We start from the raw sequence: 26,577 nt of genomic DNA, 5'->3' as shown, positions 1-26,577 counted from the left end.
GCTCACACCGTACCGGTGCGCGCCGCCAGCAGACGTCGGAACGACTCGACACGCGCGGTGCGCGCCGCCTTCTCGTCCTCGGGGGAGGCCTCGAGCCAGTCGTCGAGCGCGCAGTCGGGCGCGCCGTCGAGGTGCGTGCAGCCGCGCGGGCAGTCCTCGGCGACCACGTCGAGGTCGTCGAACGCCTTGAGGAGGTTCTCGACGTCGACGTGCGCGAGCCCGAACGACCGCACGCCGGGCGTGTCGATGACCCACCCCGCGGGGTTGCCGTCGGTGTCGGGCAGGCGCAGCGCGACGGCGGACGTCGACGTGTGCCGACCACGGCCCGTGACGTCGTTGACGACGCCCGTGGCCCGGTACGCGTCCGGTACCAGGGCGTTGACGAGCGTCGACTTGCCGACGCCCGAGTGGCCCACGAGGACCGACGTGCGGCCCTCGAGCTCGGCGCGCACGGCCTCGAGCGGTTCGATGCGCCACGCGTCCTCGGCCTCGTCGGAGGAGTTGTGGCCGGGCTCGTCGCCGTGCCCGCCGTGCCCGCCGTGCCCGGCACCGTCGTCGGTCCCGGCAGGAGAGTCCTCGTCGTGCACCCGCCGCGTCACGACGACCTTGACCCCGATCGGCTCGTAGAGCTCGCGCAGCGGCGTCGCGTCGGCGAGGTCCGCCTTGGTGAGGCACAGCAGGACGTCCATGCCCGCGTCGTACGCGGCCACGACGCAGCGGTCGATCATGCGGGTGCGGGGCTCGGGCTGGGCGAGGGCCGTGACGATCACGAGCTGGTCGGCGTTGGCGACGATGATGCGCTCGTACGGGTCGGTGTCGTCGGCCGTGCGCCGCAGGGTCGAGGTGCGTTCCTGGATGCGGACGATGCGCGCGAGGGTCCCGTCCTCGCCCGTGGTGTCGCCCACGATGTCGACGCGGTCGCCGCACACCACGCGGTTGCGGGTCAGCTCGCGCGCCTTCATCGCGAGGATGGTGCGCTCGGTCGGCCGGTCCTCGTCGAGCAGGAGCGTGTAGCGCCCGCGGTCGACGCCCGTGACGAGCCCGGTCTCGGCGTCCTCGTGCTGGGGACGCTGCTTGGTCCGCGGGCGCGAGTTCTTGTTGCTCGCCCGGTCGCGGAAGTCGGACTCGTCGCGGACGCGCCGCGCCATCAGCTTGCCGATCCTGCGGCGCTCAGCATGCGGTCCCACATGGCGGTGAACCCGGGCAGGGTCTTGGCGGTCGTCTCGACGTCCTCCACGAGCACGCCGGGCACGCGCAGCCCGATCAGGGTGCCCGAGGTCGCCATGCGGTGGTCGTGGTAGGTGCGGAACGTGGCGCCGTGCAGCGGGCGCGGGGTGATGACGAGGCCGTCGTGCGTCTGCTCGGCCTGCCCGCCGAGGCGCGTGATCTCGGTCGCGAGCGCGGCCAGGCGGTCGGTCTCGTGGCCGCGCAGGTGCGCGATGCCGCGCAGGCGGCTGGGGGAGTCGGCGATCGCGGCGAGGGCCGCGATGGTCGGGGCGAGCTCGCCGGCCTCGTGGAGGTCGACGTCGATCCCGCGGACCTCGCCCGTCCCGGTCACGGCCATGACGCCGTCCGTCAGCTCGGCGTGGCCGCCCATCGCGGTGAGGAGCTCGGCCATCATGGCGCCCGGCTGGGTCGTCACGGCGGGCCAGCCCGGGACGCGCACCGTGCCGCCCACCACGAGGGCAGCGGCGAGGAACGGCCCGGCGTTCGAGAGGTCGGGCTCGACGTACACGTCGCGCGCGGCGATCGGCCCGGGGGAGACGGTCCAGATCGTGGGGCGCGAGTCGTCGACCTCGACGCCGACCTCGCGCAGGACCTCGACCGTCATGTCGATGTGGGGCACGCTCGGCAGCGTCGGGCCAGTGTGGCGCAGCGTGACGCCCTGCTCGAAGCGCGCGGCGGCGAGCAGCAGGCCCGAGACGAACTGGCTCGACCCCGACGCGTCGACGTCGACGTGCCCGCCGTGCACCGCGCCGCGTCCGGTGATCGTGAACGGCAGGGTGTCCTTGCCCGCGACGGGCACGCCCAGGTCGCGCAGCGCGTCGAGCACGGGCCCCATGGGGCGCACGCGTGCGCCCTCGTCGCCGTCGAACCGCACGGTGCCGTCGGCGAGGGCCGCGACCGCGGGGACGAAGCGCATGACCGTGCCCGCGAGGCCGCAGTCGATCTCGGCGGGGCCGCGCAGCGCGCCGGGTGTCACGTGCAGCTCGCTCGGGTCCTCACCCTCGGTGATGCTCACGCCCAGGTCGCGCAGCGCTGCGGCCATGAGGTCGGTGTCGCGGCTGCGCAGCGCTCCGCGCAGCACGCCCGGCCCGTCGGCGAGGGCCGCGAGCACGAGGAGGCGGTTGGTGAGCGACTTGGAGCCCGGGACCGCGACGGTCGCGTCGAGCGGGGCCCCGGCGGTCGCGCCGGTCCGGCTGGGTGCGGGCCACGCCGGCAGCGCGGGGGTCGTCTCGTCGGGGCGGGCGGCAGGAAGGTCGCTGGTCACATGCCCCAGGTTATGGCACCGGGCCCTCGCGGGGGCCTTCCGTCCGGTCCTCGGCCGGGCCCGTCCACGGCCCGACGGCGTCGCTCACCCGCCGCGGTCGGGCTGCGGCGGGCGGCACGTCGGCGGCACCGGAGGCGGTGCGGCGGGAGAGCCGGTGCGGCCTTCCCCGGTACTGCTGGTGGTGGCCGTGGTGCAGCCCTCAGTGCGAGACGGCGCCCTTGACGTTCCCGGCCGCGGTGCTCGCCGCCGATCTCGCGGCGCGACGTGCGGTGCGGGCGCTCGAAGTCACGGCGTGCGTGGCCCTGTCGGTCGCGGACTCGACCTTGTGCTTGGCCGCGTCGACCTGGTGCTTGGCGTTCTTGGCGAGGTCGAGGTCCTTGCGGGCGCGGTCGACGCGCCAGCGGACGCCGGGGCGTCCCTCGTAGTCGGCCCCGGCGATGAGGGCCGCGCCGATCGCGCCGAGGTTGCCCACGAACTTGCGGGTGCGCACGTCGCGGGGGACGTCGCTCGGGGTGAAGGGCTGGTTGACGACCGCGAGGGGGACGCTCAGCGCCGCGAGGGTGAGGGCTGCGGTCCGGGGCGCCTTGCCGACCGCGAGGAAGAGTCCGGCGACCGCGGTCGCAGCGCCGTGCACCCGGACCAGTGCCGTGACCTGCTTCTCGCTGAGCGGTTCCTCGACACCGAGCTGCTGACCGACGAGGCTCGCACCGCGTCGGGCGGCGCGCACGTGCTCCGCGGGCTTGAGGGCGGCCTGCACGCCGTCGTAGATGAACCAGGAGGCCAGCATGGGCCTCGCGACGTGACGCAGCAGCATCGGTGGGTCTCCTTCGTCGAGCGGGTGCCGGTGGGAGCGGCGGGCACGGGGACGCCGGAGCCGCCCCCGGTCGACCCAGCCTGTCCCATCGCTGCTCAGCATGCCACCGGGCGTGCACGTGCGGTGCGATGCGCGCCGGTGGAGGGGGATCGAGGACAGGAGACGAGGCCGTGACGGTGAACGCCGGGGGTGAGCGGCGCCGTCGGGCGGGAAGGGGCGTCGACGGGCACCGGCACGGCGAGGGCGGAGCCGGGACCTGCCCGGCTCCGCCCGTGGGCTCGTCAGCTCAGAGCGCGCCGCCGGCGGCCTCGGGGGCGTCCGCGGACTCGCCGCCGTCCCCGATGGTCTCGCGGGCCACGTAGTTCTCGAGGTCGAACAGGTTCTCGCCGGCGCGGCGGGCGACGGTCAACAGCGTCGTGGCCGACGCGACCTCCTCGACCTGCTCCTTCAGGAACCACAGGAGGAACTGCTCGCCGAGGGCGTCGCCCTCCTCGCGGGCCGCGCGGAAGATGGCCTCGATCTGGTCGGTGACCTGCTTCTCCTGGTCGAGCGCGAGCTGGAGAGGCTCGAGCACCGAGTCGAAGTCGTTGCGCACCGCGCCCGTGCCGGGGATCGAGATCTCCAGGTCACGGTCGAGGTGGTACTGGACGATCATCATGGCGTGGTTGCGCTCCTCGACCGACTGGCGGTAGAAGTGCGCGGCGAGCTGGGGCAGGTCGTGCGAGTCGAACCACACGGCGATCGCGATGTACTGCTGGTGGGCGTCGAGCTCGTGGCCGACCTGCTCGCGCAGGAGTGTGCGGAACCGGGAGTCGGGAGTCGTGGTCGTCATGCGGTCACGCTAGCGAGGATCGGGCCCGAGCACACCCGATGGTTGCCTGTCCTCACCGAGCACAGGCTTGCCTCTGCCCGCCCCGGGAAGCGCGCGAACCGCGGGATCCGGCCCCTGCGGGAATGACACGGCGTACCCGGCGGTTGTGCTGAGCGTGACATGTGTACTGGAAGCGGAAGCGGCCGTGAACGCCCCCGCCGCACCGAGCCTCGAGGTCGTGCCGTTCGGCGCGGTCGCACCTTCTGCGCTCTCGGCGGACACCCGACCGGCAGGAGGACTAGGCTCGTTGTCGATGACGGACCAGATCAGCAGCAGCGCAGGCGACCTCTCGGGCGCCGATGACGCCGAGGACACCCACCGGGCTCCCTCCACGGAGGACGACGCGGCCCGTTCGGCGCGCTTCGAGCGCGACGCGCTCGTGTACCTCGACCAGCTCTACTCGGCGGCGCTGCGCCTGACGCGCAACCCGACCGACGCGGAGGACCTGGTCCAGGAGACGTTCACCAAGGCGTTCGCCGCGTTCCACCAGTACCGCCCGGACACCAACCTCAAGGCGTGGCTCTACCGGATCCTCACGAACACGTTCATCAACAACTACCGCAAGAAGCAGCGCGAGCCGCTGCAGTCCGCGGCGGAGGACGTCGAGGACTGGCAGATCCACCGCGCGGCGTCGCACACGTCGCAGGGGTTGCGCTCGGCCGAGGCCGAGGCGTTGGACCGGCTCCCGGACTCCGACGTGAAGAAGGCTCTCCAGGAGCTGCCGGAGGACCGCCGGATGGCCGTGTACTACGCGGACGTCGAGGGCTTCCCGTACAAGGAGATCGCCGAGATCATGGGCACGCCGATCGGGACCGTGATGTCGCGGCTCCACCGCGGTCGGCACCAGCTGCGTGACCTCCTGAGCGACTACGCAAAGGACCGAGGACTGGTGGGGGCCAAGACCCCCGGAGGTGAGTCGTGAGTCAGCAGAACGTGGGCACGGAGGCCCAGGACGAGGTCATCGTGCCGATCCCCCACTCGACCGAGGGCGAGACCGAGTGCGAGCACGCGCTCAAGCACCTGTACGAGTACCTCGACTCGGAGATGACCTCCGACGACGAGGTGCGCATGCGTGCGCACGTCGCGCACTGCTCGCCGTGCCTGGCCGAGCTGAGCGCCGAGGAGCTGGTCAAGCAGCTCGTGCGCCGCTCGTGCCACGAGCAGGCTCCCGCGGAGCTCCGCCTGCGCATCCAGGCGCAGTTCACCGTACTGCGTACGACGACGGTCGTCGACGGCATCTGACGCCCGCGCCCCCGGGGGCGTGGCGCCGTCGGGACCCGAGAACGTCGAAAGGGCCCGTCCTCACCGAGGTGAGGACGGGCCCTTTCGTCGCACTCGCCCGCAGGGCGCGTGATCGCGGCCCTGGCGGGCTCGTGATCAGGCGTTGGGGCGCTTGCCGTGGTTCGCTGCGCTGCCCTTGCGGCTGCGACGCTTGCGTCCGCGCTTGCTCATGATTGCTCCTCACGCCGGATTCTGTCTGCTCCATGTTCCCACATCTGGGGCTTGTCCTGGTCCAAGACGCGATATATCGTGTGATCAGAAACGCGATACATCGCGTTCACGGGACCGGGCGGGACACCGCAGGAACGCGAGGAGAGACATGGCGACCGAGAACTGGACCGTGACCGGTCCGCAGACGATCGACGTCGGGCCCGTGGCCCGCCTCGACGCGAACCTGCTCAACGGACGCATCGACGTCGTGGTGCACGACGAGCCCGGCGTCCGCGTCGAGGTCCACTCGATCGAGGGCCGTCCGCTCGAGGTCCGCCTCGACGGCGACCGGCTCACGGTCGGGTACTCGCCCACGGGCGGCTGGCAGGGCTTCCTCGACTCGTTCCGCAACTACCGCGGCAAGGACCGTGCCGACGTCTACGTCGGCGTGCCCGCCCACGTCCGGGTCAAGCTCGCGACCGTGCGCGGCGACGGCCTCGTCGCCGGGACCCAGGCGAAGGTCTCCGTCGCCACCGTGGGCGGCTCGGTCATGACGACACAGACGACCGGCGCGGTCCGCGTCGACACGGTCTCGGGCGAGGTCACGGTCCGCGACCACGTGGGCACCCTCGTCATGGACTCCGTGTCGGGCGACCTCACGGCCTCGGGCGCGCTGACCGACGTCAAGCTCAACACCGTCTCCGGGAACGTCACGCTCGACTCGAGCGCGACGCCCGACGTGATGAACGTCAACGCCGTCTCGGCCGACGTCCTGGTGCGGGTGCCCGAGCCCGACGCCCTCGACTACACCCTGCGCTGCGTGAGCGGTCGCCTCGTGGTCGACGGCGTCGAGCACCGCGGCACGCCCGGTGGCTCCTACCGCCAGGCGGGTCCGTCCGGGACCCCGGGCAAGAAGCTCCAGGTCAACTCCGTCTCGGGGAACGTCACGGTGCTGCGGGGCGAGCCGACCGACGCCGTCGCGTGGGACGCACCCGGCGGTGTCGCGGACAGCGCCCCGGCCTGGTCGTTCGACGACGCCCCGACCGACGCGTACCCGGGCTACGGTGCCCCCTGGGGCACCGCGGACAGTCGCGCGACATGGACCGGCGCGCCCGGTGGCGGTCCCGCGGACGGACCGGCGGACCGCTGATGGCCTCCGTCTTCGCCCACGGGGAGCTCCGGCTCTACCTCCTCGCGCTGCTTGAGTCCGGGCCCAAGCACGGCTACGAGCTCATGACCGAGCTGAGCGACCGTTTCGGAGGGACCTACCGTCCCAGCGCCGGCACCATCTACCCGCGCCTCGCCCGGCTCGAGGGGGAGGGGCTCGTGCGCCGCAGCGACAGCGCCCGCAAGTCCACCTACGAGCTCACGCCCGCCGGTCGGGCCGAGGTCGCGGCCCGCCGGGCCGACGTCGCAGCGCTCGAGGACGGGATCGCCCAGACCGTGCGCACCCGTGCGCACGCCCTGCGCGCCGACATCCAGGGCTCGATGCAGGGGCTGCGCGCCGAGCTCGCGGCCGCGGCCCAGGAGGCGCGCGTCCGCCCGCGGCCCGCCGCCACCCCGGACCCTCGCCGCGGCGAGTCCTACGCCCGACGCGTCGAGGCCGAGGCCATGGTGCAACGGTTCCGCGACGACGTGCGCGCCGACCTCCGGCGTGCCGACGCGAGCAGCGCGGTCACCGAGCTGACGCTCGAGACGCTGCGCACGGTCCTGGACTCCGCCCGGCGGGCGGTCCGGGGGACGCTGCCGTGACCGGCGGCCCCGAGGCGGCGGACCCGCACGACCCGCACGACCCGAACCAGCACGACGACCGGCACGACACGCAGACGACGAAGGAGAACGACATGGGAACCGAGTCCTGGGTCATCGCAGCACCGCAGCAGATCGAGGTCGCCGACGTGGCGTCGCTCGTCGTGGGCCTCACGAACGGGGCGGTCGAGGTCGTGAGCGACCCGGGCAGGGAGTCCGGCGCAACCGTCGACGTGACCGACGTGAGCCCCCGGCCCCTGCGGGTCACGACGCACGCGGGCGAGCTGAAGATCGCCTACGACTTCGACGGCGTCGAGGGGGCCGTGGACCGGTTGCGCGGCCTCAAGGACAAGGACACGGCCACCGTCCGGGTCGTGCTCCCGGCCCACCTGCCCGTCAAGATCGCGACCGCCCGCGCCGCGTCGACGGTCAGCGGCACCCGCGCGCCCGTGTCCGTGACCACGGCCGACGGGTCGGTCACCGTGACCGACACCGTGGGCCCTCTCTCGGTCAAGACCGTCGCGGGCCGGGTCGCGGTCGCGACGCACGAGGGTGACGTCAAGGTCAGCACGGCCTCGGGGCGCGTCGAGGCCGAGGGCGCGCTCGGACGGGTCACGATCAGCACGGTCACGGGAGACGTGGTGGTGGAGGCCCGCGAGACGACCCCCCTCGTGACCGCCAAGACCGTCTCGGGCGACGTCACGCTGCGCCTGAGCGAGGGCGCCGGGGTCAACCTCAAGGCGCGCGCGGTCACCGGCAAGGTCGTGCTCGACGGCGCCCCCGTCCCCAGCGCGCAGTCCCGCACCACGTCCGTGGACCACTCCGAGGGCACGAGCGGCGCCTACGTGTCGGTCAGCACGGTCTCGGGCAACCTCACGGTCTCGCGGGGCTGAGGACCCAGGGCGGTCTGCGCCCGGAGACGAGACAGCGGCCTGCGGTCATCCCTGGACGGGGTGGACGCAGGCCGCTGTCGTCGCTCTCGCAGCCGAGGGGTGGTCACCCTCGGCGGGCGAGTCGGTCACCGTCGGCGGCGGTTCGGTCACCGTCGGCGGACACAGGCGTCGCCGTCGGCGGGCCGGGCGCCCTGGCTACGCGACGTCGTCGGGCAGGCCGAGCCACGCGTGCCAGCCCGTGTGCAGGACCAGCCAGGCCATGAGCCCGTAGCCCGCCTGCCCCGGATACCCGCCGCCGCTCGTCGCGAGGTCCGCGAGCCACTGCTCGTGCGTGACCAGGGGCGTGAAGGTGTCGACGTACGGCACGCGGCGGCGGTTCGCCACGTCCGCGAAGGCCGCGGAGAGCTCGGCGACCCGGTCGTTGTCCTCGGTCCGGCCAGGCGGCGGCCCGACGACGAACGTGGGCAGACGACGGTGCTCGGCCACGTCGAGGACGTTCGCCAGGTTGAGCCGCGACCGCGCCACGGACAGCCCCGCATCGAGGTCGTGACGACCCAGGGCGAGGACGAGCCGGTTGTCGGCCTCGGGGTCGTGGTCGAAGCGCCTGCTCGTCTCGGCGTCCCAGCGCTGGCTCATCGCGGTCGTCGTCTCGCCCGGGATCGCGAGAGGGAAGACCATCGCCGTCCCCGGGAAACGGGTGCGCGCGACCACGCGCCCGGCCCAGCCGAGGCCCTTGGCGTCGCCGACACCCGCACTCAGCTCGTCGCCGACCACGCAGATCCGTACTTCAGGTTCTCCCACGGTGATGTGCTCCTCGTTCGCTCGCGCACCATTGTCCGTCACGACATGGCTCCCGTGCGGGATGTCCGGCCGGTCGGTGCGACCCGGACCGGGAATCGTCGACCTCTCCCTCGTGCGGAGGCGCCCCGGGGGAGAGAGGCGCCCGGGTGCCGGGCCGGACAGGACGTGACCGGCGCCACGTCGCATCAGAGGAGGGTCGCACCCCACACGGCGTCGTGCGAGGCGCCCGGAGCGAGGCGCACGAGGCGCTCGCCCGTCCGGAAGGCGTCCGCGATGCAGCTCATGGGCTCGGCCGCGACCCCCGTGCGCCGGTAGCCGGCAGCCGAGACGTGGTCGCCCGTGCACACCTGCCACGTATCCATCGAGGCGTCCATCCACACCGCGGACGTCCGGCCGTCGGGAGCAGTCAGACGCATCCACGACAACCCGTCCTCGTCCCGCAGGACGTCGACGTACGCGTCGTCGAGGTCGATGCCCGCGAGCAGGCGGGGCTCGCGCAGGTCGAACTCGCCCGCCGCTGGCTCGGTGCCCGTGGGCAGCAGCCTCTCGTCCGTCGTGACGCGTGTGCGCGCGTCGAGGCGCAGCGTGCACTCGTCGACCGTCGCCGCACCCGGCGACAGCCACGGGTGGAACCCGACACCGTACGGGGCGTCGGTCGTGCCCACGTTCGTCGTGCGGGCGCTGACGCGCAGCCCCGCGTCGTCCAGCGCGTACGTCACGCGCGCGACGAGGTCGAACGGGTAGCCGGGCGTCGGGACGAGGTGCAGCTCGAAGGTCACGGCCGAGGTCGACCGCTCGACGACGTCCCAGCGCTCCCAGCACACCAGGCCGTGGATGGCCGTGCTCCGCGGTACCTCGGTGATCGGGAGCTGGTGGTCCACACCGTCGAACGTGTACCGCCCGTCGCGCAGCCGGTTGGGCCACGGGAGCAGCACGGCGCCGTGCGACGCAGGGGCGATCTCGTCCTCGGAGAAGGGGGTGAAGACGTCCCTCCCCGCGACCGAGTACGTCCGGACGGTCGCACCGACCTCCGTGAGCGTGGCACGGTGGTCCCCGTGCTCGATGCGGACCTGGATGCCGGACGGTGCATGGATGTTCACGTGCACACGCTACTGGGTGCGGAAGTCCCCAGGAGCAGGGACAGTAGAACCCGGTCGTGCCGCCCTCCCGGGCGCACGGCCCAGCGACGCACCGTCCCCGGCGCGGCCGGGGACGGGAGCACCACCCGCAGGACGAGGAGGAACACATGGAACGACGAGTGCTCGGACGCACCGGACGACTGGTCTCGGTCGTCGGGCTCGGCACCTGGCAGCTCGGGGCGGACTGGGGCGAGGTCAGCGAGGCCGACGCCCGCGCCGTGCTCGACGCCTCCGCCGAGTCGGGAGTGACCCTCTTCGACACCGCCGACGTCTACGGCGACGGCCGCAGCGAGGAGATCATCGGGTCCTACCTCGCGGACAACCCCGGTGCCGGCATCACGGTCGCGACCAAGATGGGCCGACGAGCCCCGCAGGAGCCCGCGAGCTACACGCTCGAGAACTTCCGCGAGTGGACGGACCGTTCGCGCCGCAACCTGCGGACCGAGCGTCTCGACCTGGTCCAGCTCCACTGCCCGCCGTCCTCGGTCGTCGCCGACGACCAGGTGTACGACGCGCTCGACACCCTCGTGGCCGAGGGGGCGATCGCGTCCTACGGCGTGAGCGTCGAGACCGTCGACGAAGCGCTCGCGGCCATCGCGCGCCCCGGCGTGGCGACCGTCCAGATCATCCTCAACGCGTTCCGGCTCAAGCCCCTCGACGAGGTGCTGCCCGCGGCCTCGGACGCGGGTGTCGGGATCATCGCCCGCGTCCCCCTGGCCTCGGGCCTGCTGTCCGGGAAGTACACGCGCGAGACGACCTTCGCCGAGAACGACCACCGGAGCTTCAACCGCGACGGCTCCGCGTTCGACGTCGGCGAGACCTTCTCCGGGGTCGACTTCGCCACCGGTCTCACCGCGGCGGGGGAGTTCACCGCGCTCGTGCACGACGTGCTCGGGCCCGACACGACCCCGGCCCAGGCCGCGATCGCCTGGATCTGGCAGCAGCCCGGGGTCTCGACCGTGATCCCCGGTGCCCGCAACGTCGAGCAGGCGCGCGCCAACGCCCAGGCCGGCTCCGCGGACGTGCTCGGACCGCTGTTCGCGTCGGGGGTCCGCGAGATCTACGACCAGTACCTGCGGGAGCAGGTCCACGGCCGCTGGTAGGCGGTGCCACGACGAAGGCCGCCTCCCCGGACGGGGGAGGCGGCCTTCGTCGTGGCCCTCAGGGGCTCGGCGGGCGAACGTCTGCTCAGCGGGCGAACGCCTGCTCGATCAGGACCGCCTGCTGGGCCTGGTGCTTCTTGGCCGTGCCGGCAGCCGTCGAGGCCGACGCCGGGCGCGACACGACCCGGACCCGCGGCAGGTCCTCGGGCAGGTTGACGTGGACGAACGACCACGCACCCTGGTTCTCGGGCTCGTCCTGGACCCAGACGACCTCGGCGCCCTGGTACTTCGCGAGCTCACCGCGGATGCCGTCGACGTCGAGCGGGTAGAGCTGCTCGAGCCGCACGATCGCGGTCTTGTCGTCACCGCGCTTGGCGCGCTCGGCGACCAGGTCGTAGTACACGCGCCCCGTGCACAGCAGGACGCGGTCGACGTTCGCCGGGTTCGTCGTCGTGTCCCCGATGACCGGCTGGAACGTACCGGTCGTGAAGTCCTCGACACCGGACGCGGCCGCCTTGAGGCGCAGGAGCTGCTTGGGCGTGAAGACGACGAGCGGGCGGCGCGGGCGGGCGTACGCCTGCTGACGTAGCAGGTGGAAGTACGACGCGGGCGTCGACGGCTGAGCCACCGTGAGGTTGTTCTCCGCGCAGAGCTGGAGGAACCGCTCGATGCGGGCCGAGGAGTGGTCCGGCCCCTGTCCCTCGTAGCCGTGCGGCAGCAGCATGACGACCGAGGAGTTCTGGCCCCACTTCTGCTCCGCCGACGAGATGAACTCGTCGATGACCGTCTGGGCGCCGTTGACGAAGTCGCCGAACTGCGCCTCCCACAGCACCAGGGCGTCGGGGCGCTCGACCGAGTAGCCGTACTCGAACCCGAGGGCCGCGTACTCGCTGAGCGAGGAGTCGTAAACCCAGAACTTCGCCTGGTCCGCCGAGAGGTACAGCAGCGGCGTCCACTCGGCGCCCGTCTCGCGGTCGTGCAGGACCGCGTGGCGCTGCACGAACGTGCCACGACGCGAGTCCTGCCCGGCGAGGCGCACGGGCGTGCCCTCCACGAGCAGCGAGCCGAACGCGATCAGCTCGCCGTAGCCCCAGTCGATGCCGCCGTTGGACGACATCTGGTGGCGCTTCTCGAGGAGCTGCGCGAGCTTGGGGTGGACCGTGAAGCCCTCGGGCGGTGAGACGTGCACCTGGCCCACGCGCTCGATGATCGACTGGTCGACCGCGGTCTTCCAACCGACCATCGTGCCGGCGTCCTCGCGCTGCGACTCGGGTCGCTCGAGGCCCGCGACGGGCTCCGAGGCGGGCGACGGCGTGAAGCCGCCTTCCTTGGTCTCGGTGAAGACACGCTCGAGCTGGGCCTGGTAGTCCTGCAGGACGTGCTCGGCCTCTTCGAGCGTGATATCGCCGCGTGCGACGAGGTTCTCGGTGTAGAGCTTGCGCACCGAGCGCTTGGCCTCGATCAGGTTGTACATGAGCGGCTGCGTCATCGAGGGGTCGTCGCCCTCGTTGTGGCCGCGGCGGCGGTAGCAGATCATGTCGATGATGACGTCACGGTCGAACTGCTCGCGGAACGCGAAGGCGAGCTCGGCGACGCGCACGCACGCCTCGGGGTCGTCACCGTTCACGTGGAAGATCGGGACCTGGTAGCCCTTGGCGACGTCGGTCGAGTAGAGCGTCGAGCGCGACGAGGACGGGCCCGTGGTGAAGCCGACCTGGTTGTTGATGATGACGTGGATCGTGCCGCCCGTGCGGTAACCGCGCAGCTGCGCGAGGTTCAGGACCTCGGGGACCACGCCCTGGCCCGCGAAGGCCGCGTCGCCGTGGATGAGGATCGGCAGGACGGAGAACCCGTCGCCGCCCAGGTCGATGCGGTCCTGCTTGGCGCGCACGATGCCCTCGAGCACGGGGTCGACCGCCTCGAGGTGCGAGGGGTTGGCCGCGAGGTAGACGCGCGTCTGCGCACCCGACTCGGCCGAGAACGTGCCCTCGGTGCCGAGGTGGTACTTGACGTCGCCCGAGCCCTGGACGCTCTTGGGGTCCTGGTTGCCCTCGAACTCGGCGAAGATCTGCGCGTAGCTCTTGCCCGCGATGTTCGCGAGGACGTTGAGGCGGCCACGGTGGGCCATGCCGATGCAGACCTCGTCGAGGCCGCTGTCGGCCGCCTTGGACAGGACGGCGTCGAGCAGCGGGATGACGGACTCGCCGCCCTCGAGCGAGAAGCGCTTCTGGCCGACGAACTTGGTCTGCAGGAACGTCTCGAACGCCTCTGCCGAGTTCAGGCGGCGCAGGATGCGCAGCTGGTCCTCGCGCGGGGTGCGGGCGTACCCGGACTCGAGGCGCTCCTGGAGCCAGCGACGCTGGGCGCGGTCCGCGAGGTGCATGTACTCGATGCCGATCGAGCGGCAGTACGAGTCGCGCAGCAGGCCGAGGATGTCGCGCAGCGTCGACTTGGTCTTGCCGCCGAAACCACCGGTCGGGAAGCTGCGGTCGAGGTCCCACAGCGTGAGGTCGTGGGTCTGGACGTCCAGGTCGGGGTGCTTGCGCTGGCGGTAGGCGAGCGGGTCCGTGTCGGCCATGAGGTGGCCGCGCGAGCGGAACGAGTGGATGAGCTCGGCGATCTTGGCGGGCTTGGCCGCCTCGATCTCGGCGTCCGTGGTGTTGTCGCGGGTCCAGCGGACGGGCTCGTAGGGGATGCGCAGCGCGGCGAAGACGCGGTCGTAGAAGCCGTCCTCACCGATCAGCTTGGTCCCGAGGATGCGCAGGAACTCGCCGGACTGGGCGCCCTGGATGATGCGGTGGTCGTAGGTCGACGTGATCGTCAGGACCTTCGAGACACCCAGGCGGGCGAGCTGCTCGACCGAGGCGCCCGCGAACTCCGCGGGGTAGTCCATGGCGCCGACGCCGATGATCGTGCCCTGGCCCTGCATGAGGCGCGGGACCGAGTGCACGGTGCCGATGCCGCCCGGGTTGGTGAGCGAGATCGTCGTGCCGGCGAAGTCGTCGACCGTGAGCTTGTTGCCGCGGGCCCGGCGGACCAGGTCCTCGTAGGCCGCCCAGAACTGGGCGAAGTCCATCTGCTCGGCCTTCTTGACGCTCGGCACGAGGAGCTGGCGGGTGCCGTCCGGCTTGGCGAGGTCGATCGCGAGACCGAAGTTGACGTGCGCCGGGTTGTTCACCGCGGGCTTGCCGTCGAGCTGCGTGTAGCTCGCGTTCATGGCCGGCATCTCGCCGAGGGCCTCGACGAGCGCGTACCCGATGAGGTGCGTGAACGAGATCTTGCCGCCGCGCCCACGGGCGAGGTGGTTGTTGATCACGATGCGGTTGTCGACCATGAGCTTGGCCGGAACGGCGCGCACGGAGGTCGCGGTGGGGACCTCGAGGCTCGCCTCCATGTTCACGACGACGCGCGCGGCGGGGCCGCGCAGCTTCTGCACGTCGTCCGCGGCGTCGGGCGTGTCGGACTTCGACTTCGCGGCGGCCACGGCTGCGTACGGGGCCGTGGCGGGCTGCGCGGTCGCGACCGGGCGGTTGGCCTTCACGGCTGCGATCGCGGCGTTGACGGTCGGGTCGGCGGGGACCACGGGGGACTTGGGGCGCTGTGCGGACTCGCCGGCGGCAGAGCCGTCGGTCGCGGGCACGGCGCTCGTGGAGCGGGCCGACGGCGTGGCCGGTGCCTCCGCCGGGATCTGGACCGCGGGGGCCGGGGTCGCGACGGTGGGCGTCGAGGTTCCTGCGGCGGGGGCGGCGGTGACGCTGCTCCCGTTCACCTCGCTCGCCTTGTCCCCGGGACGGTAGTCCGCGAAGAACTCCCACCACGCGGGGTCGACCGCGTTCTTGTCCTTGAGGTATTGCTCGTAGAGCTCGTCGACGAGCCATTCGTTGGCGCCGAACACAGAGCTTGCTGCGCTGATCGACTCTGACTCAGCCTTCGGGGACACGCGAGGATCGCCCACTTTCACCACTGATCGTCACTGGATATCGGGTACCTAGTCCGGAACCGGACCCGTCAAGCCTAGGCCCTCCTGCCCGCTCGACCGAGCCTTGACCGGCGAAGGCGCACAGGGTGTCGGCCGGTTCTTCACGGGACGTCTGCCAGAGGCAAACAGGGGGGCAACAGCGACCTGTTCCCTGACCAAAGGTCAGGTCGTTTAGACCATCGCCGGGTATGCCGGCCACCGAGTGTGACGAAGGTCTCACTCGGCGGTGTCGGAGGGGCGCCGCTCGGGGTCGTTCGGACGAGGCGTGCCGGGGTGCCCCAGGATCTCCGGCAGGTCGTCCGGGAGGCCCGTCGTGTGTGGCCGGGGGTGTGCCGGGAAGGTCAGGCGCATGGTCGCGCCCTGCAGGGAGTCCGCGACCTCGATGCGCCCGCCGTGCAGGTCGACCGCCCAGCGCACGATCGCGAGCCCGATCCCGGTCCCGCCGGTCGACGAGTGGCCCTGCGAGGGGGCGTTGCCCCGCGCGAAGCGTTCGAAGATCCGCTCGCGGTCCTTCTTCGCGATGCCCGGGCCCTGGTCGATGACCTCGATCACGACGTCGTCGTCGACGGGGTAGGCCTCGAGCCGGATCTCTCCGTGCTGGGGTGAGTGCCGGATCGCGTTCTGGAGCAGGTTGGTGATGATCTGGCGCAGTCGCTCGGGGTCTGCGGGCAGCGTGAGGTCCTCGGGGGTCACGTCGACCACGTACTGGAGCTGCTTGCCGGCCTCGACCATCGAGACGGCGTCGGCGTTCTCCTCCAGGAAGTCGCCGAGCGGGATGTCCTGGAAGCTGAGGGCCGCAGCGCCCGCCTCGATCCGGGACAGGTCCAGGAGGTACGTCACGAGGCGGGTCAGGCGCTCGGTCTGGGCGAGCGCCATCTCCATGGTCGCCGGGTTCGCCTCGCTCACGCCGTCGACGACGTTCTCGAGCTGGGCCTGGAGCGCCGCGATCGGTGTGCGGAGCTCGTGCGACACGTTCGCGATGAGCTCGCGACGCATCTGGTCGGAGGACGCCAGGTCCTCGGCCATGATGTTGAACGCGACCGCGAGCTGGCCCACCTCGTCACGGCTCGTCGCGCGCACGCGCCGGGTGTAGTCGCCGTCAGCCATGGACTGTGCGGCCGCCGTCATCTCGCGCAGGGGCGAGGTCATGCCGCGCGCGAGGATCTGCGTGAGCAGGAGCGAGAGCACGATCGCCAGCGGGAACGTGCGGGTGGGGCCGAGCTTGTTCTGCTGACCGAGCCAGGTGATGAGGACCGCGAGCGTGACGGTCGCGAAGACCAGCACGCCGAGCTTGATCTTGAGCGACCGGAACGAGTCGAGGGGCCGGACGTCCGGGAGGTGGGGGCGGATGGTCCGGGGGCCGGAGGTCACGCGACCGGGGGCTCGAACGCGTACCCGACCCCGTGGACCGTGCGGATCAGGTCGGGTCCGAGCTTGCGGCGCAGCGCCTTGATGTGGGAGTCGACCGTGCGGGTACCGCTCGCGTCGGCCCAGTCCCAGACCTCGGCGAGGAGCCGTTCGCGCGTGAGCACGGTCTTGGGCGAGCTGGCCAGCATGACGAGCAGCTCGAACTCGGTCGGGGTCAGGTGGACCTCCTCGCCCGCGCGGTGCACGCGCCGCTGGGCGCGGTCGATCACGACGTCGCCGACGACCATGGGCGGGTCCGTGGGGGTCGACGTCGCCGCCTGGGCCGCGCGGTCGACGCGCCGGAGCAGCGCCTTGACCCGGGCGACGAGCTCGCGCATCGAGAAGGGCTTGGTCATGTAGTCGTCGGCGCCGACGCCGAGCCCGATGAGCATGTCGGTCTCGTCGTCGCGCGCGGTGAGCATGAGGATCGGCACGGGCTGCTCGGCCTGGATGCGGCGCGTGACCTCGAGGCCGTCGATGCCCGGCAGCATCACGTCGAGCACGATCACGTCGGGGCGCAGGCGCGTCGCCGCCTCGACGCCCGACAGGCCGTCCCGTGCGACCTCGACGCGCCAGCCCTCGGCGCTCAGGCGCTGGGCGATGGCCGTGGCGATGGCCGGCTCGTCCTCGACGACGAGGATGTTCGCGGACTGCGCGGGTGTGCCTGCGGGTCCACCAGCGCTCGTCGCGCCGGTGCCGGTGGGGAATGCGCTGGCTGTCATGGCACCAGCGTGGCACAACCGGGGCGTCGATGGTCGCAGGACGGACGAAAGTCCCGCTGATGTCTGTGGTGTTCCGGTGGGTGTCGGGCGTGGGTCGTGTGACGTCGTCGCCGCCGGACGGCGGCCCGAGCGGGTCGTGCCACGGATGGACGGCGGCCCCTCGGCCGATACCATCGTTGGCACGATGAAGAGCACACCCCGATATCCGTGGAGCACCCCGTGGTAGGCGACTGGTTGATGGTCGCGCTGGGGGTGCTCCTGACCGCAGGGACAGCAGTCTTCGTGGCGAGCGAGTTCTCGCTCGTCACCCTCGATCCGGCCGTCCTGGCCAAGCCGGACGGCGACGAGGCCCACGGCGCCGGGCAGGGTGGCACCGACGGCGTGCCGGGTGGCGTGCGGGAGGTCGACGTCCCCGAGGCTCGCAGCAGCCGCCGTGACCGCAGCGTCCGGGCGGGCCTCAAGCACCTCTCGACGGAGCTCTCGTCGGCGCAGGTCGGCATCACGATCACGACCATCCTGCTCGGGTACACGGCTCAGCCGGCCCTCCAGAGCCTCATCGGCGACGCGCTCGGCAGCACGGCCCTCGGGGCGAGCGCGGCCACGGTCCTCGCGGTGGTCCTGGCGCTCGTCGTCGTGAACCTGTTCTCGATGCTCTTCGGCGAGCTCATCCCCAAGAACTTCGCGCTGTCGACCCCGTACGCCACCGCGCGACAGGTGGTCCCGGTCCAGCGCCAGTTCACCAAGCTCTTCCGACCGGTGATCTCGGTGCTCAACGGGTCCGCGAACGCGATCCTGCGCCGCATGGGCGTCGAGCCGCGTGAGGAGCTGTCGGGCGCGCGCTCGGCGTCGGAGCTCGCGGCGCTCGTCAAGCGGTCGGCCCAGGAGGGCACCCTGGACACCTCGGTCGCGATGCTCCTGACGAACTCGATCGAGCTCGACGAGCTCAGCGCGGTCGACGTCATGACGGACCGCATGCGCATGGTGGTGCTGCGTCGCGACGACACGGCCGAGGACGTCGTGGCGCTCGCCCGCACCTCGGGCCACTCGCGCTTCCCCGTGATCGGCGAGGACCGTGACGACGTGCTCGGACTGGTGCACCTGCGTCGGGCCGTGGGGGTGCCCCACGAGCGCCGTGGCGAGGTGCCGGCGGCCGCGCTCATGGTCGACGCCCCGCGCGTCCCGGAGACGGTCGCGCTGGGGCCGCTGCTCGTCGAGCTGCGCGGGTTCGGGCTGCAGATGGCCGTGGTCGTGGACGAGTACGGCGGCACCTCGGGGGTCGTGACCCTGGAGGACGTGGTCGAGGAGCTCGTGGGCGACGTCGCCGACGAGCACGACCCGCGCCGGGCCGGCACGGCTCGTGGGGCTGACGGTTCGTGGATCGTGCCGGGCGTCGTCCGCCCGGACGAGCTCGTGGAGTCGACGGGGCTCGTGGTGCCCGAGGACGGCGCCTACGAGACCCTCGGAGGACTCGTCATGGCGGACCTGGGCCGGGTGCCGGAGGTCGGGGACGAGGTTCGGGTCGGCGATGTCGTGCTGCGCGTCGAGGCCATGGAGGGGCGCCGCGTCGAGCGTCTCCGGGTCCGTGTGCTCGCCGCACAGGACGCGGTCGAGCAGGGTGCCCAGCAGGGCCAGCGCACCGGAGCGCCGGGCAGGTCGAGCGCCGACCGGCACCCGGGTGACGGTTCGCAGGGAGGTGCCCGATGAGCTCGACCCCTGCCCTTCTCCTGGGGTTGTTCCTCCTGGCCGCGAACGCGTTCTTCGTGGGTGCGGAGTTCGCCATCATCTCGGCCCGGCGCAGCGCGATCGAGCCGCTCGCCGCGCAGGGCAACCGTCGTGCGCAGACGGTCCTGTGGGCCATGGAGCACGTCTCGCTCATGCTCGCGTGCGCCCAGCTCGGCGTCACGGTGTGCTCGGTGGGGCTGGGTGTCGTCGCGGAGCCGGCCGTCGCGCACCTCATCGAGGTGCCGCTGCACGCCCTGGGCGTGAGCCCGTCGCTCACGCATCCCATCGCGTTCGTGATCGCGCTGGCGATCGTGGTCTACCTGCACGTGGTCCTCGGCGAGATGGTCCCGAAGAACCTCGCGGTGTCCGGTCCCGAGAAGGCCGTCATGTGGTTCGGTCCGCCGCTCGTGGTGCTGGGTCGCATCCTCAAGCCGATCATCGTCTCGCTCAACTGGCTCGCGAACCACGTGGTGCGCTGGACCGGGGTGGAGCCCAAGGACGAGGTCGCGTCGGTGTTCACGGCCGAGCAGGTGCAGTCGATCGTCGAGCACTCGCAGGCCGAGGGCATCCTTCAGGACGAGCAGGGCCTGCTCTCGGGGGCCATCGAGTTCTCGGAGCGCACGGCGGCCGAGGTCATGGTGCCGGTCGACCGTCTCGTGACCGTGGTCGAGGGGTGCACGCCCGACGAGATCGAACGTCTAGTCGCCAAGACGGGCTTCAGCCGCTTCCCGGTCGCCGACGTGCACGGCGAGCTCGTCGGCTACCTGCACCTCAAGGACGTGCTGTACGCGAGCGGTGAGGACCGGTTCCGGCCGGTCCCCTCGTGGCGGGTCCGTGCGCTCGCGACGGCCGAGCCGGGCGACGAGATCGAGGACGCGCTGCGGGCGATGCAGCGCTCGGGCGCGCACCTGGCACGTGTCGACCCCGGGGTGCCGGCGCGAGAGGACGGCGTCGCCGACGTCCCCGCGCTGCCCGACGGCGTCGCGCCGGTCGGTGCACGGGGTGCGCTGGGTGTCGTCTTCCTCGAGGACATCCTGGAGGAGCTCGTGGGCGAGGTGCGCGACGCGATGCAGCGGCGGGTGCACTGATCGTGGTCGAGGACGGGTGGCCCTCAGCCCGTTGAACAGGGGACTTGGCTTCCCCGGCGCCCGCGGATATCGTGTCCGGTGCTTCGTCTCGCACGGTTCCTCCCCTACAGGAGGGTCGTCCTTTCTGCGAGGTGCAGCGCGTTTCTTGTCGTCTGTGCCGCTCCGGCCACCATGAGGTGTCCCGGGCGTCTCTTCGAGCGGAGGTCCGGTGGAGTCGGTGTCGACGTCCCAGTCCTCCGACTCCCGTCGCGCTCGACGTGAGGCGGAGAGCGGGCACAAGGGGCGCCGTCGGGCGGAGATCCCGTCGCACCAGCGCTGGGCGCCCCGCATGGCTGTCCTGGGGACGCTCGCGGTCGCGACGATCGCGATGCCGCTCTCGGCAGGCGCGCAGGACGGGCCGGCCGCGCCTTTCGGCCCGGACGGCAAGCCGACCGGGCCGAGCGCCCTGGACCTCGTCAACAACCCGACCGCGGCCGAGCCGACGTCCGAGTACGTCGCCGCTGCCCCGAAGATCGACGGTCGGGCGCAGGCCGCGAGCCGTTCGGTCGAGCGCGCCCCGCTGCCGGACTGCGACCCGACGGTCAGGACGACCAGCGCCAACGGCAGGCTCACGGGCCACGAGCTGTGCGACCTGTGGCAGCCGGGGGAGTCGTTGCGGCCGGATGCGGCGGTCGCGCTGTCGGCCATGAACGAGGCTTTCCGGTCGACGTTCGGACGGGACATGTGCCTGGTCTCGAGCTACCGCACGATCGCGTCGCAGGTCTCTCTCAAGGGTTCGCGCGGGGCGTTCGCGGCCAAGCCGGGCACGTCGTTCCACGGGTGGGGCCTGGCGATCGACCTGTGCTCGAGCGAGACGGGCAACCGCGAGGTCTACTCGTGGATCAACAAGAACGGTGGCCTGTACGGCTGGGCCAACCCGTCGTGGGCCAAGCGCGGCGGTGGCGGGGCCTACGAGCCGTGGCACTTCGAGTTCACCGAGGGCGTCGTGGAGCTCGGCGGCCCCACCTGACGGAGCCCGTCAGATCCGGTTGACCCAGGACCCGGCGAGCGCCTCGGCCTCGATGTCCAGCTCGCGCAGGATCCTGCGCATGACGGCCTCGTTGAGGCGTCCGGCGTCGCGCTCGTCGACCAGCACCTGGCGCTGGGCCCTGTTCATGTCGGCGCGCAGGTCGTTGAGCCGGCGCAGGTCCTGCGACCGGTCGCCGCGCCTGGCCACGGGATACGCCCGCCCGCCAGTGGGACGCGCGCGGACGGGACCCTGCTCGACGGGTTCCTCGGCCGCCGACTCGGGCGAGAGCAGGCGGGCCGCGGCCTGGGCGCGTCCGAGGATCGCGGCGGACATGGCGGCCCGGGTCGCCTCGGCCTTCTCCTCGCCGATCACGGGCGCCCACTCCCGGGCGGCGTGCGCGATGGTCCGGGCCTGGGCGTCGGCCATGAGCCGACGGACGCGGGCCTCCTCGGCGGCGTCGCTCGCGGCCTCGTCCTCGCCCCCGACCTCGAGCCTCCGGATGACCCACGGCAGCGTCACGCCCTGCAGCAGGAGCGTCCCGATCGCGACCGTGAAGGCCGCGAGCTGGATGGTCGCGCGGCCGGGGAACTCGGCCCCGCCGAGCGTCGCGGGGATGGCGGCCGCGGCGGCGAGCGTCACGACGCCCCGCATGCCGGCCGAGGAGACCACGAGGGACTCGCGCCAGTCGAGCCGGTCGGCGCGCGAGCGTGTCGAGCCGGGCAGGTGGACGCGGTCGAGCCAGGCCGTGGCGAAGACGTACAGGGGACGGACGGCCATGGTCACGACGAGGGCAGCGAGGGACACCCAGATCGCGGTCCGCAGCCCTTCGTCGGAGTCCACGACGGTCTCGACGACGAACTTGAGCTGGAGACCGATGAGCGCGAACGTGATGGCTTCGAGCAGCAGGTCGAGGCTGTCCCACAGGGGTTCCTCGACGAGGCGTGTCTCGTAGCCCGCGGTCGGCGCGGTGTGTCCGAGGTAGAGGCCTGCGGCGACGACGGCCAGCACGCCCGAGCCGCTGAGCTCCTCGGCGATCCAGTAGGCCGCGAACGGGAGGATGATCCCGGCGACGCTCGTCAGGAGAGGGTCGGCGAGCCGCAGCCGCGCGGCGTGCATCCCGATGCCCATGACGAGCCCGACGCCCACGCCGACGACGACGGCGAGCGTGAAGACGCCGATGCCCTCGGTCCACACCCACGCGCCCGTGGCGACGCCGGCGAGGGCGACCTTGTAGAGCGTGAGGGACGTCGCGTCGTTGATGAGGCTCTCGCCGCCGAGGAGCGTCATGACGCGTCGGGGTAGGCCGAGGCGGCGCCCGACGGCGGCGGCGGAGACGGCGTCGGGCGGTGCGACGACGGCCCCCAGCACGAGAGCGGCAGCGAACGGCAGGTCGGGCAGCAGGAGCGTCGCGACCCATGCGACGGCGAGCGCCGTGACGATCACGAGCCCGACGCCGAGGCGCACGATCGCGTGGAGCGACGACCGGAAGTCCTGGTAGGAGCTGCCGGTGGCCGCCGAGAAGAGCAGCGGCGGCAGGATCACGCCGAGGAGGACGTCGGGTTCGAGCTCGATGTGGGGGACGCCGGGGATCAGCGAGACGCCCAGACCCACCGTGACGAGCACGAGGGGGGCGGGCAGGTCCCAGTGCCGTGCGGCAGCCGTGACGGCCAGCGCGCCGGTGATGACCAGTAGTACGACGGCCTCGTCCATGCCCTGCATTGTCCGTCGGCTCGGCCGGGACGGCGCGGGAGGGAGGCCCGACGGCGTGTTCCCCGCCGGGTGCACCCACCTGTCCGCTGTCCTCGCGACCGGTGCTCCGGCGTCGGACCTACTCGGTGGGCAGGTGGGCGTTGTGCCCGAAGTCCTGACGGAACCGCGGCCCGGACACCGCCAGCTCGGCGGCGAACGACCCGGCCCACGCCGAGTACGGGGTGTGCGAGAGCGAGTCGTTCGAGAACCGGCGGTCGTCGGTGATCTCGGTGACGCAGAAGTCCGGGATCTGGAGGTCCACGACCGGGCCCGACCGCTCGCACTCCGCGATGACGAGCGGATGGTTCGCGCCGCCGAACACGTCGATGACCCAGCCGTCCGCCCCGAGCCACGCCGAGTAGCGGGTCTTGACGATGCGGCCGCCCCCGCGGCGGATCATCTCGACCCCGACGTTGACGTCGACCTCACGCTCGGCCTCGTAGCGGGTGCCGCCCACCTGCGGGCCCTTGACCGTCAGTGCGCAGAAGTCGAAGGTGTGCCGGTCCAGGACGCTCAGGGGCGACGTGGCGGCGCTGAGGTCGGCGGCCGTCGCGCTCGCCTGGGCGCGCAGGCGCAGCGCGTAGCCGTCCTCGGCCAGGAAGTAGCTCTGCACGATGAGCGCGGGCGCGTCGAGCAGGTCGACCGGGACGTCCTTCACGAGGAAGCGACGTTCGAACTCGAAGTCTCCGTTACCACCGTCCGTCATAGGACATACCGTACGCGGTCGCTCACGGCTGGGCCGGGACCAGGCGGTGCGGGTACGCGGCCTCGCGGTGCTGGAACTCGAGCACCGCGGGGTTGAGGACGACGCCGTCGCGCACCTCGATCGCTCGGCGGACCGTCTCGTTGGCGTCCCAGCCCGCCGGACCCGCCATGACCGCCGGGAGGAACGGCAGGACCGCCGAGCTGATCTCCCACGTCGCCGAGTTCCACAGGTACGAGGGGCTGTGGTCCACCGCGTAGTAGCTGACGTTCTCGCCGACCGTGACCAGCGGGTCGGCGAACGTGGTCGGGCGCGCCCAGTCGAACGCCATGCCCTCGTCGCACGACACGTCCACGATCAGGCTGCCCGGCCGGAACGCCCCCAGGTCCGAGGTGCGCAGGTAGAGCAGGGGCGCGTTGGGGTCCTGCAGGGTGCAGTTGACGACGATGTCGCTCTCGGCGAGGAACGGGGCGAGCGGGAGGCGGCCCTCGTCCGTGATGACCTCGCTGAGGTACGGCGCGTCGTCGTGGTCGAACTGCACGATCTGCGCCGAGTGGATGGGCGCCGCGACCGCGGCGACCCGGCGGTTGGTCAGCACGCGGACGTCGTGGATGCCGTGCGCGTTGAGAGCCGTGACGGCTCCGCGGGCGGTGGCGCCGAAGCCGATGACCACGGCGGTCAGGCGCCTGCCGTAGTCACCCGTCGACCCGCACAGCTCGAGCGCGTGCAGCACCGAGCAGTAGCCGGCCATCTCGTTGTTCTTGTGGAAGACGTGCAGGCCGAACCCGCCGTCCGCCGCCCAGTGGTGCATGGCCTCGAACGCGACGAGCGTGAGCCGCTCGTCGATCGCGACCTGGGTCAGGTCGCGGTCCTGGACGCAGTGCGGCCAGCCCCACAGGGTCTGGCCGGGGCGCAGGTCGCGCAGGTCCTCGAGCTGTGGCTTGGGCAGCAGGATCACGTCGGCGGCCTCGACGACCTCGGCGCGGGTGCCCAGGGAGCGGACCCAGGGGGCGATCTGCTCGTCGCTCACGCCGAAGCGCTCGCCGTACCCCTGCTCGACGACGATCCGCGACCGGAGCTCGGGGGCGATGCGCTCGAGGTGGTCGGGGTGGAGGGGGAGCCGGTGCTCGTCGGGCTTCCGCGACCTCCCGAGGAGGCCGAGGATGGTGTCGTTCGATGCTGTTGTCACGCTTGTCCCGTCAACGAGACCACGGTGGCCCAGTAGTGCGGACGCTACACGGGTGCGCGGGGCGCAGGGACCACCCCGGTCCAGGTCTCGGTGGTTCCCGGGCACGACGAAGCCCCTGGACCGAGGGGTCCAGGGGCTTGGTCTGCGGTGCCCTCGATAGGACTCGAACCTACGACCTTCTGCTCCGGAGGCAGACGCTCTATCCACTGAGCTACGAGGGCAGCATGCGTTCGCTCTGACGAGCATCCGGCACGGTGCACGAGACTACCAGTCTCCGGTGGGTTCGTGCTCCCACCTGCCGGGAGGCGTCCGGGACGCCCGGCCCCGAGGGGCCGGCGTGACCGGACTCACCAGCCCGGAACCCCCTCCGGGACGGGTGCCCCGGGAAACGGATGCGTACCCTCCTGGAGTGGATCGCCAGGACTCGAGCTCGACCCCCGACAGCACCCCCGACAGCACGCCCGACGACGCGCACCGCCCGTGGAAGGGGCGCTTCGTCGTCCTTGCCGGGATCGTCCTCGCGGCGTTCAACCTGCGGATCGCGGTCGCCTCGGTCTCCCCGATCCTGGACGTGGTCCGGACCGACATCGACCTGAGCGACCAGGTGGCGGGCCTGCTGGGCACGGTCCCGGTCATCGCGTTCGCGGTCTTCGGCTCGCTCGTCCCGGTCTTGTCGCGCAGGTTCGGGCTCGAGCCGACGCTCGTCGCCGCCCTGGTCGTGAGCTCGGTCGGGGAGATCCTGCGGTCGCTGTCGAGCACGGCCCCGTCCTTCCTGGTGTGGACCGCTGTGGCGCTCGCGGGCATGGGCATGGGCAACGTGCTGCTCCCGCCCCTGGTCAAGAGGTACTTCCCGGACCGGATCGGGGCCGTGACCGCGGTGTACACCGTGACGCTCTCGCTGAGCACCGCGATCCCGCCTCTGCTCGTGGTGGGCATCGCCTCGTCGCTGGGCTGGCGTCCGGCCCTGGGCGGCTGGGCGCTCGTGGGGCTGCTCGCGGCCGTGCCGTGGACCGTGGTGATCGCCCGCTCGGCCCGCGCCCGCGCCGAGCTCGCGTCGGTGCTCGAGCACTCGCCCGAGCACACGGTGGGCCTCGACGGGCGGCACCGTCACGAGGGGCGTGCGTGGCGCAGCCCGCTCGCGTGGGGCATCGCGGGCATGTTCGGCCTGAACTCGGTCAACACGTACGTCATGTTCGCGTGGCTGCCGCACGTCCTGATCGACTCGGGCATGTCCGAGCCGGTCGCGGCGAGCGCGCTCGCGCTCTACGCGTTCGTCGGCATGCCCATGTCGATCGTCACGCCGCTGCTCGCGGCCCGGATGCGCAACCCGTACCTGCTGGTCGTGCTCTTCGTCGCGATGCTCGCGGTCGGCTACGCCGGGCTCATGGGCGCCCAGGCCGGCCCCGCCACCTGGGTGTGGGTCGTGCTCGCGGGGCTCGGGGCCTCGACGTTCCCGCTGGGGCTCGCGCTCATCAACCTGCGCAGCCGCACCTCGGCCGGCGCCGTCGCGCTGTCCGGGTTCGTGCAGGGTGTGGGGTACCTCATCGCGGGGGCCGGGCCGCTGACCGCGGGCATCCTGTACGGGCGCAGCGGGACGTGGGACAGCACGTTCGTCGTCCTGTTCGGCACCCTGGTGGTGATTCTCGTCGCCGCGGTCGCGGGGTGCCGGCCCGTGATGATCGAGGACACGTGGGCTCCGCGTGCTCGGCGGGGGTGA

At 72.1% G+C, this 26,577-nt stretch carries 23 protein-coding genes and 1 tRNA gene; 10 read left to right on the top strand and 14 right to left on the bottom strand.

What is annotated here, in order from left to right:
* Nucleotides 1-2: 2 nt before the first annotated feature.
* The 4 genes from rsgA to IE95_RS0102190 form a co-directional block, all read right to left on the bottom strand.
* Entirely contained in the window at nucleotides 3-1,148 is a 1,146-nt protein-coding gene (rsgA, locus tag IE95_RS0102205; RefSeq protein WP_030149994.1) for a ribosome small subunit-dependent GTPase A, read from the bottom strand.
* Nucleotides 1,148-2,491 carry a 3-phosphoshikimate 1-carboxyvinyltransferase gene (gene aroA / locus IE95_RS0102200; protein ID WP_030149993.1) on the bottom strand — a complete coding sequence of 448 codons (1,344 nt, stop codon included), beginning with the start codon at nucleotides 2,489-2,491 and terminating at the stop codon, nucleotides 1,148-1,150. The genes rsgA and aroA overlap by 1 nt, the downstream gene beginning before the upstream one ends.
* A 199-nt stretch (nucleotides 2,492-2,690) precedes the next feature.
* Complete coding sequence (locus IE95_RS0102195) at nucleotides 2,691-3,305, bottom strand: DoxX family membrane protein (protein ID WP_030149992.1); 615 nt, start codon at nucleotides 3,303-3,305, stop codon at nucleotides 2,691-2,693.
* Between the two features lie 286 nt (nucleotides 3,306-3,591).
* Complete coding sequence (locus IE95_RS0102190) at nucleotides 3,592-4,137, bottom strand: ferritin (protein WP_030149991.1); 546 nt, start codon at nucleotides 4,135-4,137, stop codon at nucleotides 3,592-3,594.
* Nucleotides 4,138-4,321: 184 nt separating this feature from the next.
* On the opposite strand from IE95_RS0102190, the gene IE95_RS0102185 reads away from it, so the two are divergent.
* Together IE95_RS0102185 and rsrA are read left to right on the top strand one after the other, a co-directional pair.
* Nucleotides 4,322-5,098 carry a sigma-70 family RNA polymerase sigma factor gene (locus IE95_RS0102185; protein WP_276319040.1) on the top strand — a complete coding sequence of 259 codons (777 nt, stop codon included), beginning with the start codon at nucleotides 4,322-4,324 and terminating at the stop codon, nucleotides 5,096-5,098.
* Nucleotides 5,095-5,418 carry a mycothiol system anti-sigma-R factor gene (gene rsrA, locus IE95_RS0102180; RefSeq protein WP_084689716.1) on the top strand — a complete coding sequence of 108 codons (324 nt, stop codon included), beginning with the start codon at nucleotides 5,095-5,097 and terminating at the stop codon, nucleotides 5,416-5,418. The genes IE95_RS0102185 and rsrA overlap by 4 nt, the downstream gene beginning before the upstream one ends.
* Nucleotides 5,419-5,553: 135 nt before the next feature.
* Here rsrA and IE95_RS21330 read toward each other — a convergent pair whose 3' ends face one another.
* Nucleotides 5,554-5,628 carry a 50S ribosomal protein bL37 gene (locus tag IE95_RS21330; RefSeq protein ID WP_156968370.1) on the bottom strand — a complete coding sequence of 25 codons (75 nt, stop codon included), beginning with the start codon at nucleotides 5,626-5,628 and terminating at the stop codon, nucleotides 5,554-5,556.
* 148 nt (nucleotides 5,629-5,776) lie between these two features.
* On the opposite strand from IE95_RS21330, the gene IE95_RS0102175 reads away from it, so the two are divergent.
* The 3 genes from IE95_RS0102175 to IE95_RS0102165 are packed head-to-tail and all read left to right on the top strand — an operon-like array spanning nucleotide 5,777 to nucleotide 8,249.
* The gene (locus IE95_RS0102175) at nucleotides 5,777-6,757 is read left to right on the top strand and encodes a DUF4097 family beta strand repeat-containing protein (RefSeq protein ID WP_084689715.1); all 981 of its coding nucleotides are present in this window, start codon (nucleotides 5,777-5,779) and stop codon (nucleotides 6,755-6,757) included.
* Nucleotides 6,757-7,359 (top strand): PadR family transcriptional regulator, encoded by a 603-nt coding sequence (locus IE95_RS0102170; protein WP_030149987.1) that lies wholly within the window; start codon nucleotides 6,757-6,759, stop codon nucleotides 7,357-7,359. Before IE95_RS0102175 ends, IE95_RS0102170 begins: the two co-directional genes overlap by 1 nt.
* Nucleotides 7,356-8,249, top strand: a complete 894-nt coding sequence (locus tag IE95_RS0102165) for a DUF4097 family beta strand repeat-containing protein (RefSeq protein ID WP_084689714.1) — start codon at nucleotides 7,356-7,358, stop codon at nucleotides 8,247-8,249. The genes IE95_RS0102170 and IE95_RS0102165 overlap by 4 nt, the downstream gene beginning before the upstream one ends.
* A gap of 195 nt (nucleotides 8,250-8,444) precedes the next feature.
* Here the strand turns inward: IE95_RS0102165 and IE95_RS0102160 are convergent, their stop codons facing one another.
* Both IE95_RS0102160 and IE95_RS0102155 read right to left on the bottom strand, forming a co-directional pair.
* Nucleotides 8,445-9,050, bottom strand: coding sequence for a GDSL-type esterase/lipase family protein (locus tag IE95_RS0102160; RefSeq protein WP_030149985.1), 606 nt, complete (start codon nucleotides 9,048-9,050; stop codon nucleotides 8,445-8,447).
* A gap of 185 nt (nucleotides 9,051-9,235) precedes the next feature.
* Nucleotides 9,236-10,150, bottom strand: a complete 915-nt coding sequence (locus IE95_RS0102155) for an aldose 1-epimerase family protein (protein WP_030149984.1) — start codon at nucleotides 10,148-10,150, stop codon at nucleotides 9,236-9,238.
* Between the two features lie 146 nt (nucleotides 10,151-10,296).
* Between IE95_RS0102155 and IE95_RS0102150 the strand changes: the two genes are divergently transcribed.
* Nucleotides 10,297-11,292, top strand: coding sequence for an aldo/keto reductase (locus IE95_RS0102150; RefSeq protein ID WP_030149983.1), 996 nt, complete (start codon nucleotides 10,297-10,299; stop codon nucleotides 11,290-11,292).
* A gap of 85 nt (nucleotides 11,293-11,377) precedes the next feature.
* Here IE95_RS0102150 and IE95_RS0102145 read toward each other — a convergent pair whose 3' ends face one another.
* The 3 genes from IE95_RS0102145 to IE95_RS0102135 all read right to left on the bottom strand — a co-directional run bounded on the left by IE95_RS0102145 (nucleotide 11,378) and on the right by IE95_RS0102135 (nucleotide 17,400).
* Nucleotides 11,378-15,232: a multifunctional oxoglutarate decarboxylase/oxoglutarate dehydrogenase thiamine pyrophosphate-binding subunit/dihydrolipoyllysine-residue succinyltransferase subunit gene (locus IE95_RS0102145; protein WP_030149982.1), complete on the bottom strand. Its 3,855-nt coding sequence runs from the start codon at nucleotides 15,230-15,232 to the stop codon at nucleotides 11,378-11,380.
* A 255-nt stretch (nucleotides 15,233-15,487) separates the two neighbouring features.
* Nucleotides 15,488-16,642: a sensor histidine kinase gene (locus IE95_RS0102140; RefSeq protein WP_084689712.1), complete on the bottom strand. Its 1,155-nt coding sequence runs from the start codon at nucleotides 16,640-16,642 to the stop codon at nucleotides 15,488-15,490.
* Complete coding sequence (locus tag IE95_RS0102135; RefSeq protein WP_225227495.1) at nucleotides 16,639-17,400, bottom strand: response regulator transcription factor; 762 nt, start codon at nucleotides 17,398-17,400, stop codon at nucleotides 16,639-16,641. Before IE95_RS0102135 ends, IE95_RS0102140 begins: the two co-directional genes overlap by 4 nt.
* Before the next feature lie 219 nt (nucleotides 17,401-17,619).
* Between IE95_RS0102135 and IE95_RS0102130 the strand changes: the two genes are divergently transcribed.
* The 3 genes from IE95_RS0102130 to IE95_RS0102120 all read left to right on the top strand — a co-directional run bounded on the left by IE95_RS0102130 (nucleotide 17,620) and on the right by IE95_RS0102120 (nucleotide 21,219).
* A complete protein-coding gene (locus tag IE95_RS0102130) occupies nucleotides 17,620-19,104 on the top strand; it encodes a hemolysin family protein (RefSeq protein ID WP_206053314.1) in 1,485 nt (494 codons plus the stop codon).
* Nucleotides 19,101-20,210 carry a hemolysin family protein gene (locus tag IE95_RS0102125; RefSeq protein WP_030149978.1) on the top strand — a complete coding sequence of 370 codons (1,110 nt, stop codon included), beginning with the start codon at nucleotides 19,101-19,103 and terminating at the stop codon, nucleotides 20,208-20,210. Before IE95_RS0102130 ends, IE95_RS0102125 begins: the two co-directional genes overlap by 4 nt.
* Before the next feature lie 217 nt (nucleotides 20,211-20,427).
* Nucleotides 20,428-21,219, top strand: coding sequence for a M15 family metallopeptidase (locus IE95_RS0102120; protein WP_129429423.1), 792 nt, complete (start codon nucleotides 20,428-20,430; stop codon nucleotides 21,217-21,219).
* 9 nt (nucleotides 21,220-21,228) lie between these two features.
* On the opposite strand, the gene IE95_RS0102115 is transcribed toward IE95_RS0102120, so the two are convergent.
* From IE95_RS0102115 to IE95_RS0102100, 4 genes are all read right to left on the bottom strand, one after another.
* On the bottom strand, nucleotides 21,229-22,929 hold the full coding sequence (locus IE95_RS0102115) for a cation:proton antiporter (protein WP_030149976.1): 1,701 nt from the start codon (nucleotides 22,927-22,929) through the stop codon (nucleotides 21,229-21,231).
* Nucleotides 22,930-23,047: 118 nt separating this feature from the next.
* Entirely contained in the window at nucleotides 23,048-23,674 is a 627-nt protein-coding gene (locus IE95_RS0102110; protein WP_030149975.1) for a CYTH domain-containing protein, read from the bottom strand.
* Nucleotides 23,675-23,696: 22 nt separating this feature from the next.
* The gene (locus IE95_RS0102105) at nucleotides 23,697-24,860 is read right to left on the bottom strand and encodes a N(5)-(carboxyethyl)ornithine synthase (RefSeq protein ID WP_030149974.1); all 1,164 of its coding nucleotides are present in this window, start codon (nucleotides 24,858-24,860) and stop codon (nucleotides 23,697-23,699) included.
* Nucleotides 24,861-25,008: 148 nt separating this feature from the next.
* Nucleotides 25,009-25,081: transfer RNA gene (locus IE95_RS0102100), tRNA-Arg, on the bottom strand.
* A gap of 188 nt (nucleotides 25,082-25,269) precedes the next feature.
* Between IE95_RS0102100 and IE95_RS0102095 the strand changes: the two genes are divergently transcribed.
* On the top strand, nucleotides 25,270-26,577 hold the full coding sequence (locus IE95_RS0102095; RefSeq protein WP_084689709.1) for an MFS transporter: 1,308 nt from the start codon (nucleotides 25,270-25,272) through the stop codon (nucleotides 26,575-26,577).

Origin of the sequence: Oerskovia turbata (assembly GCF_000718325.1) — a bacterium.
Taxonomy (GTDB): Bacteria; Actinomycetota; Actinomycetes; order Actinomycetales; family Cellulomonadaceae; genus Oerskovia; species Oerskovia turbata.
This window is presented reverse-complemented; position numbering and strand designations above follow the sequence as displayed.

Coding starts and splice junctions, on each gene's coding strand:
- IE95_RS0102170 (WP_030149987.1), top strand. CDS start 6,757: ATGGCCTCCGTCTTCGCCCACGGGGAGCTCCGGCTCTACCTCCTCGCG.
- IE95_RS0102135 (WP_225227495.1), bottom strand. CDS start 17,400: ATGACAGCCAGCGCATTCCCCACCGGCACCGGCGCGACGAGCGCTGGT.
- IE95_RS0102125 (WP_030149978.1), top strand. CDS start 19,101: ATGAGCTCGACCCCTGCCCTTCTCCTGGGGTTGTTCCTCCTGGCCGCG.
- IE95_RS0102175 (WP_084689715.1), top strand. CDS start 5,777: ATGGCGACCGAGAACTGGACCGTGACCGGTCCGCAGACGATCGACGTC.
- IE95_RS0102115 (WP_030149976.1), bottom strand. CDS start 22,929: ATGGACGAGGCCGTCGTACTACTGGTCATCACCGGCGCGCTGGCCGTC.
- IE95_RS0102150 (WP_030149983.1), top strand. CDS start 10,297: ATGGAACGACGAGTGCTCGGACGCACCGGACGACTGGTCTCGGTCGTC.
- IE95_RS0102110 (WP_030149975.1), bottom strand. CDS start 23,674: ATGACGGACGGTGGTAACGGAGACTTCGAGTTCGAACGTCGCTTCCTC.
- IE95_RS0102190 (WP_030149991.1), bottom strand. CDS start 4,137: ATGACGACCACGACTCCCGACTCCCGGTTCCGCACACTCCTGCGCGAG.
- rsgA (WP_030149994.1), bottom strand. CDS start 1,148: ATGGCGCGGCGCGTCCGCGACGAGTCCGACTTCCGCGACCGGGCGAGC.
- IE95_RS0102195 (WP_030149992.1), bottom strand. CDS start 3,305: ATGCTGCTGCGTCACGTCGCGAGGCCCATGCTGGCCTCCTGGTTCATC.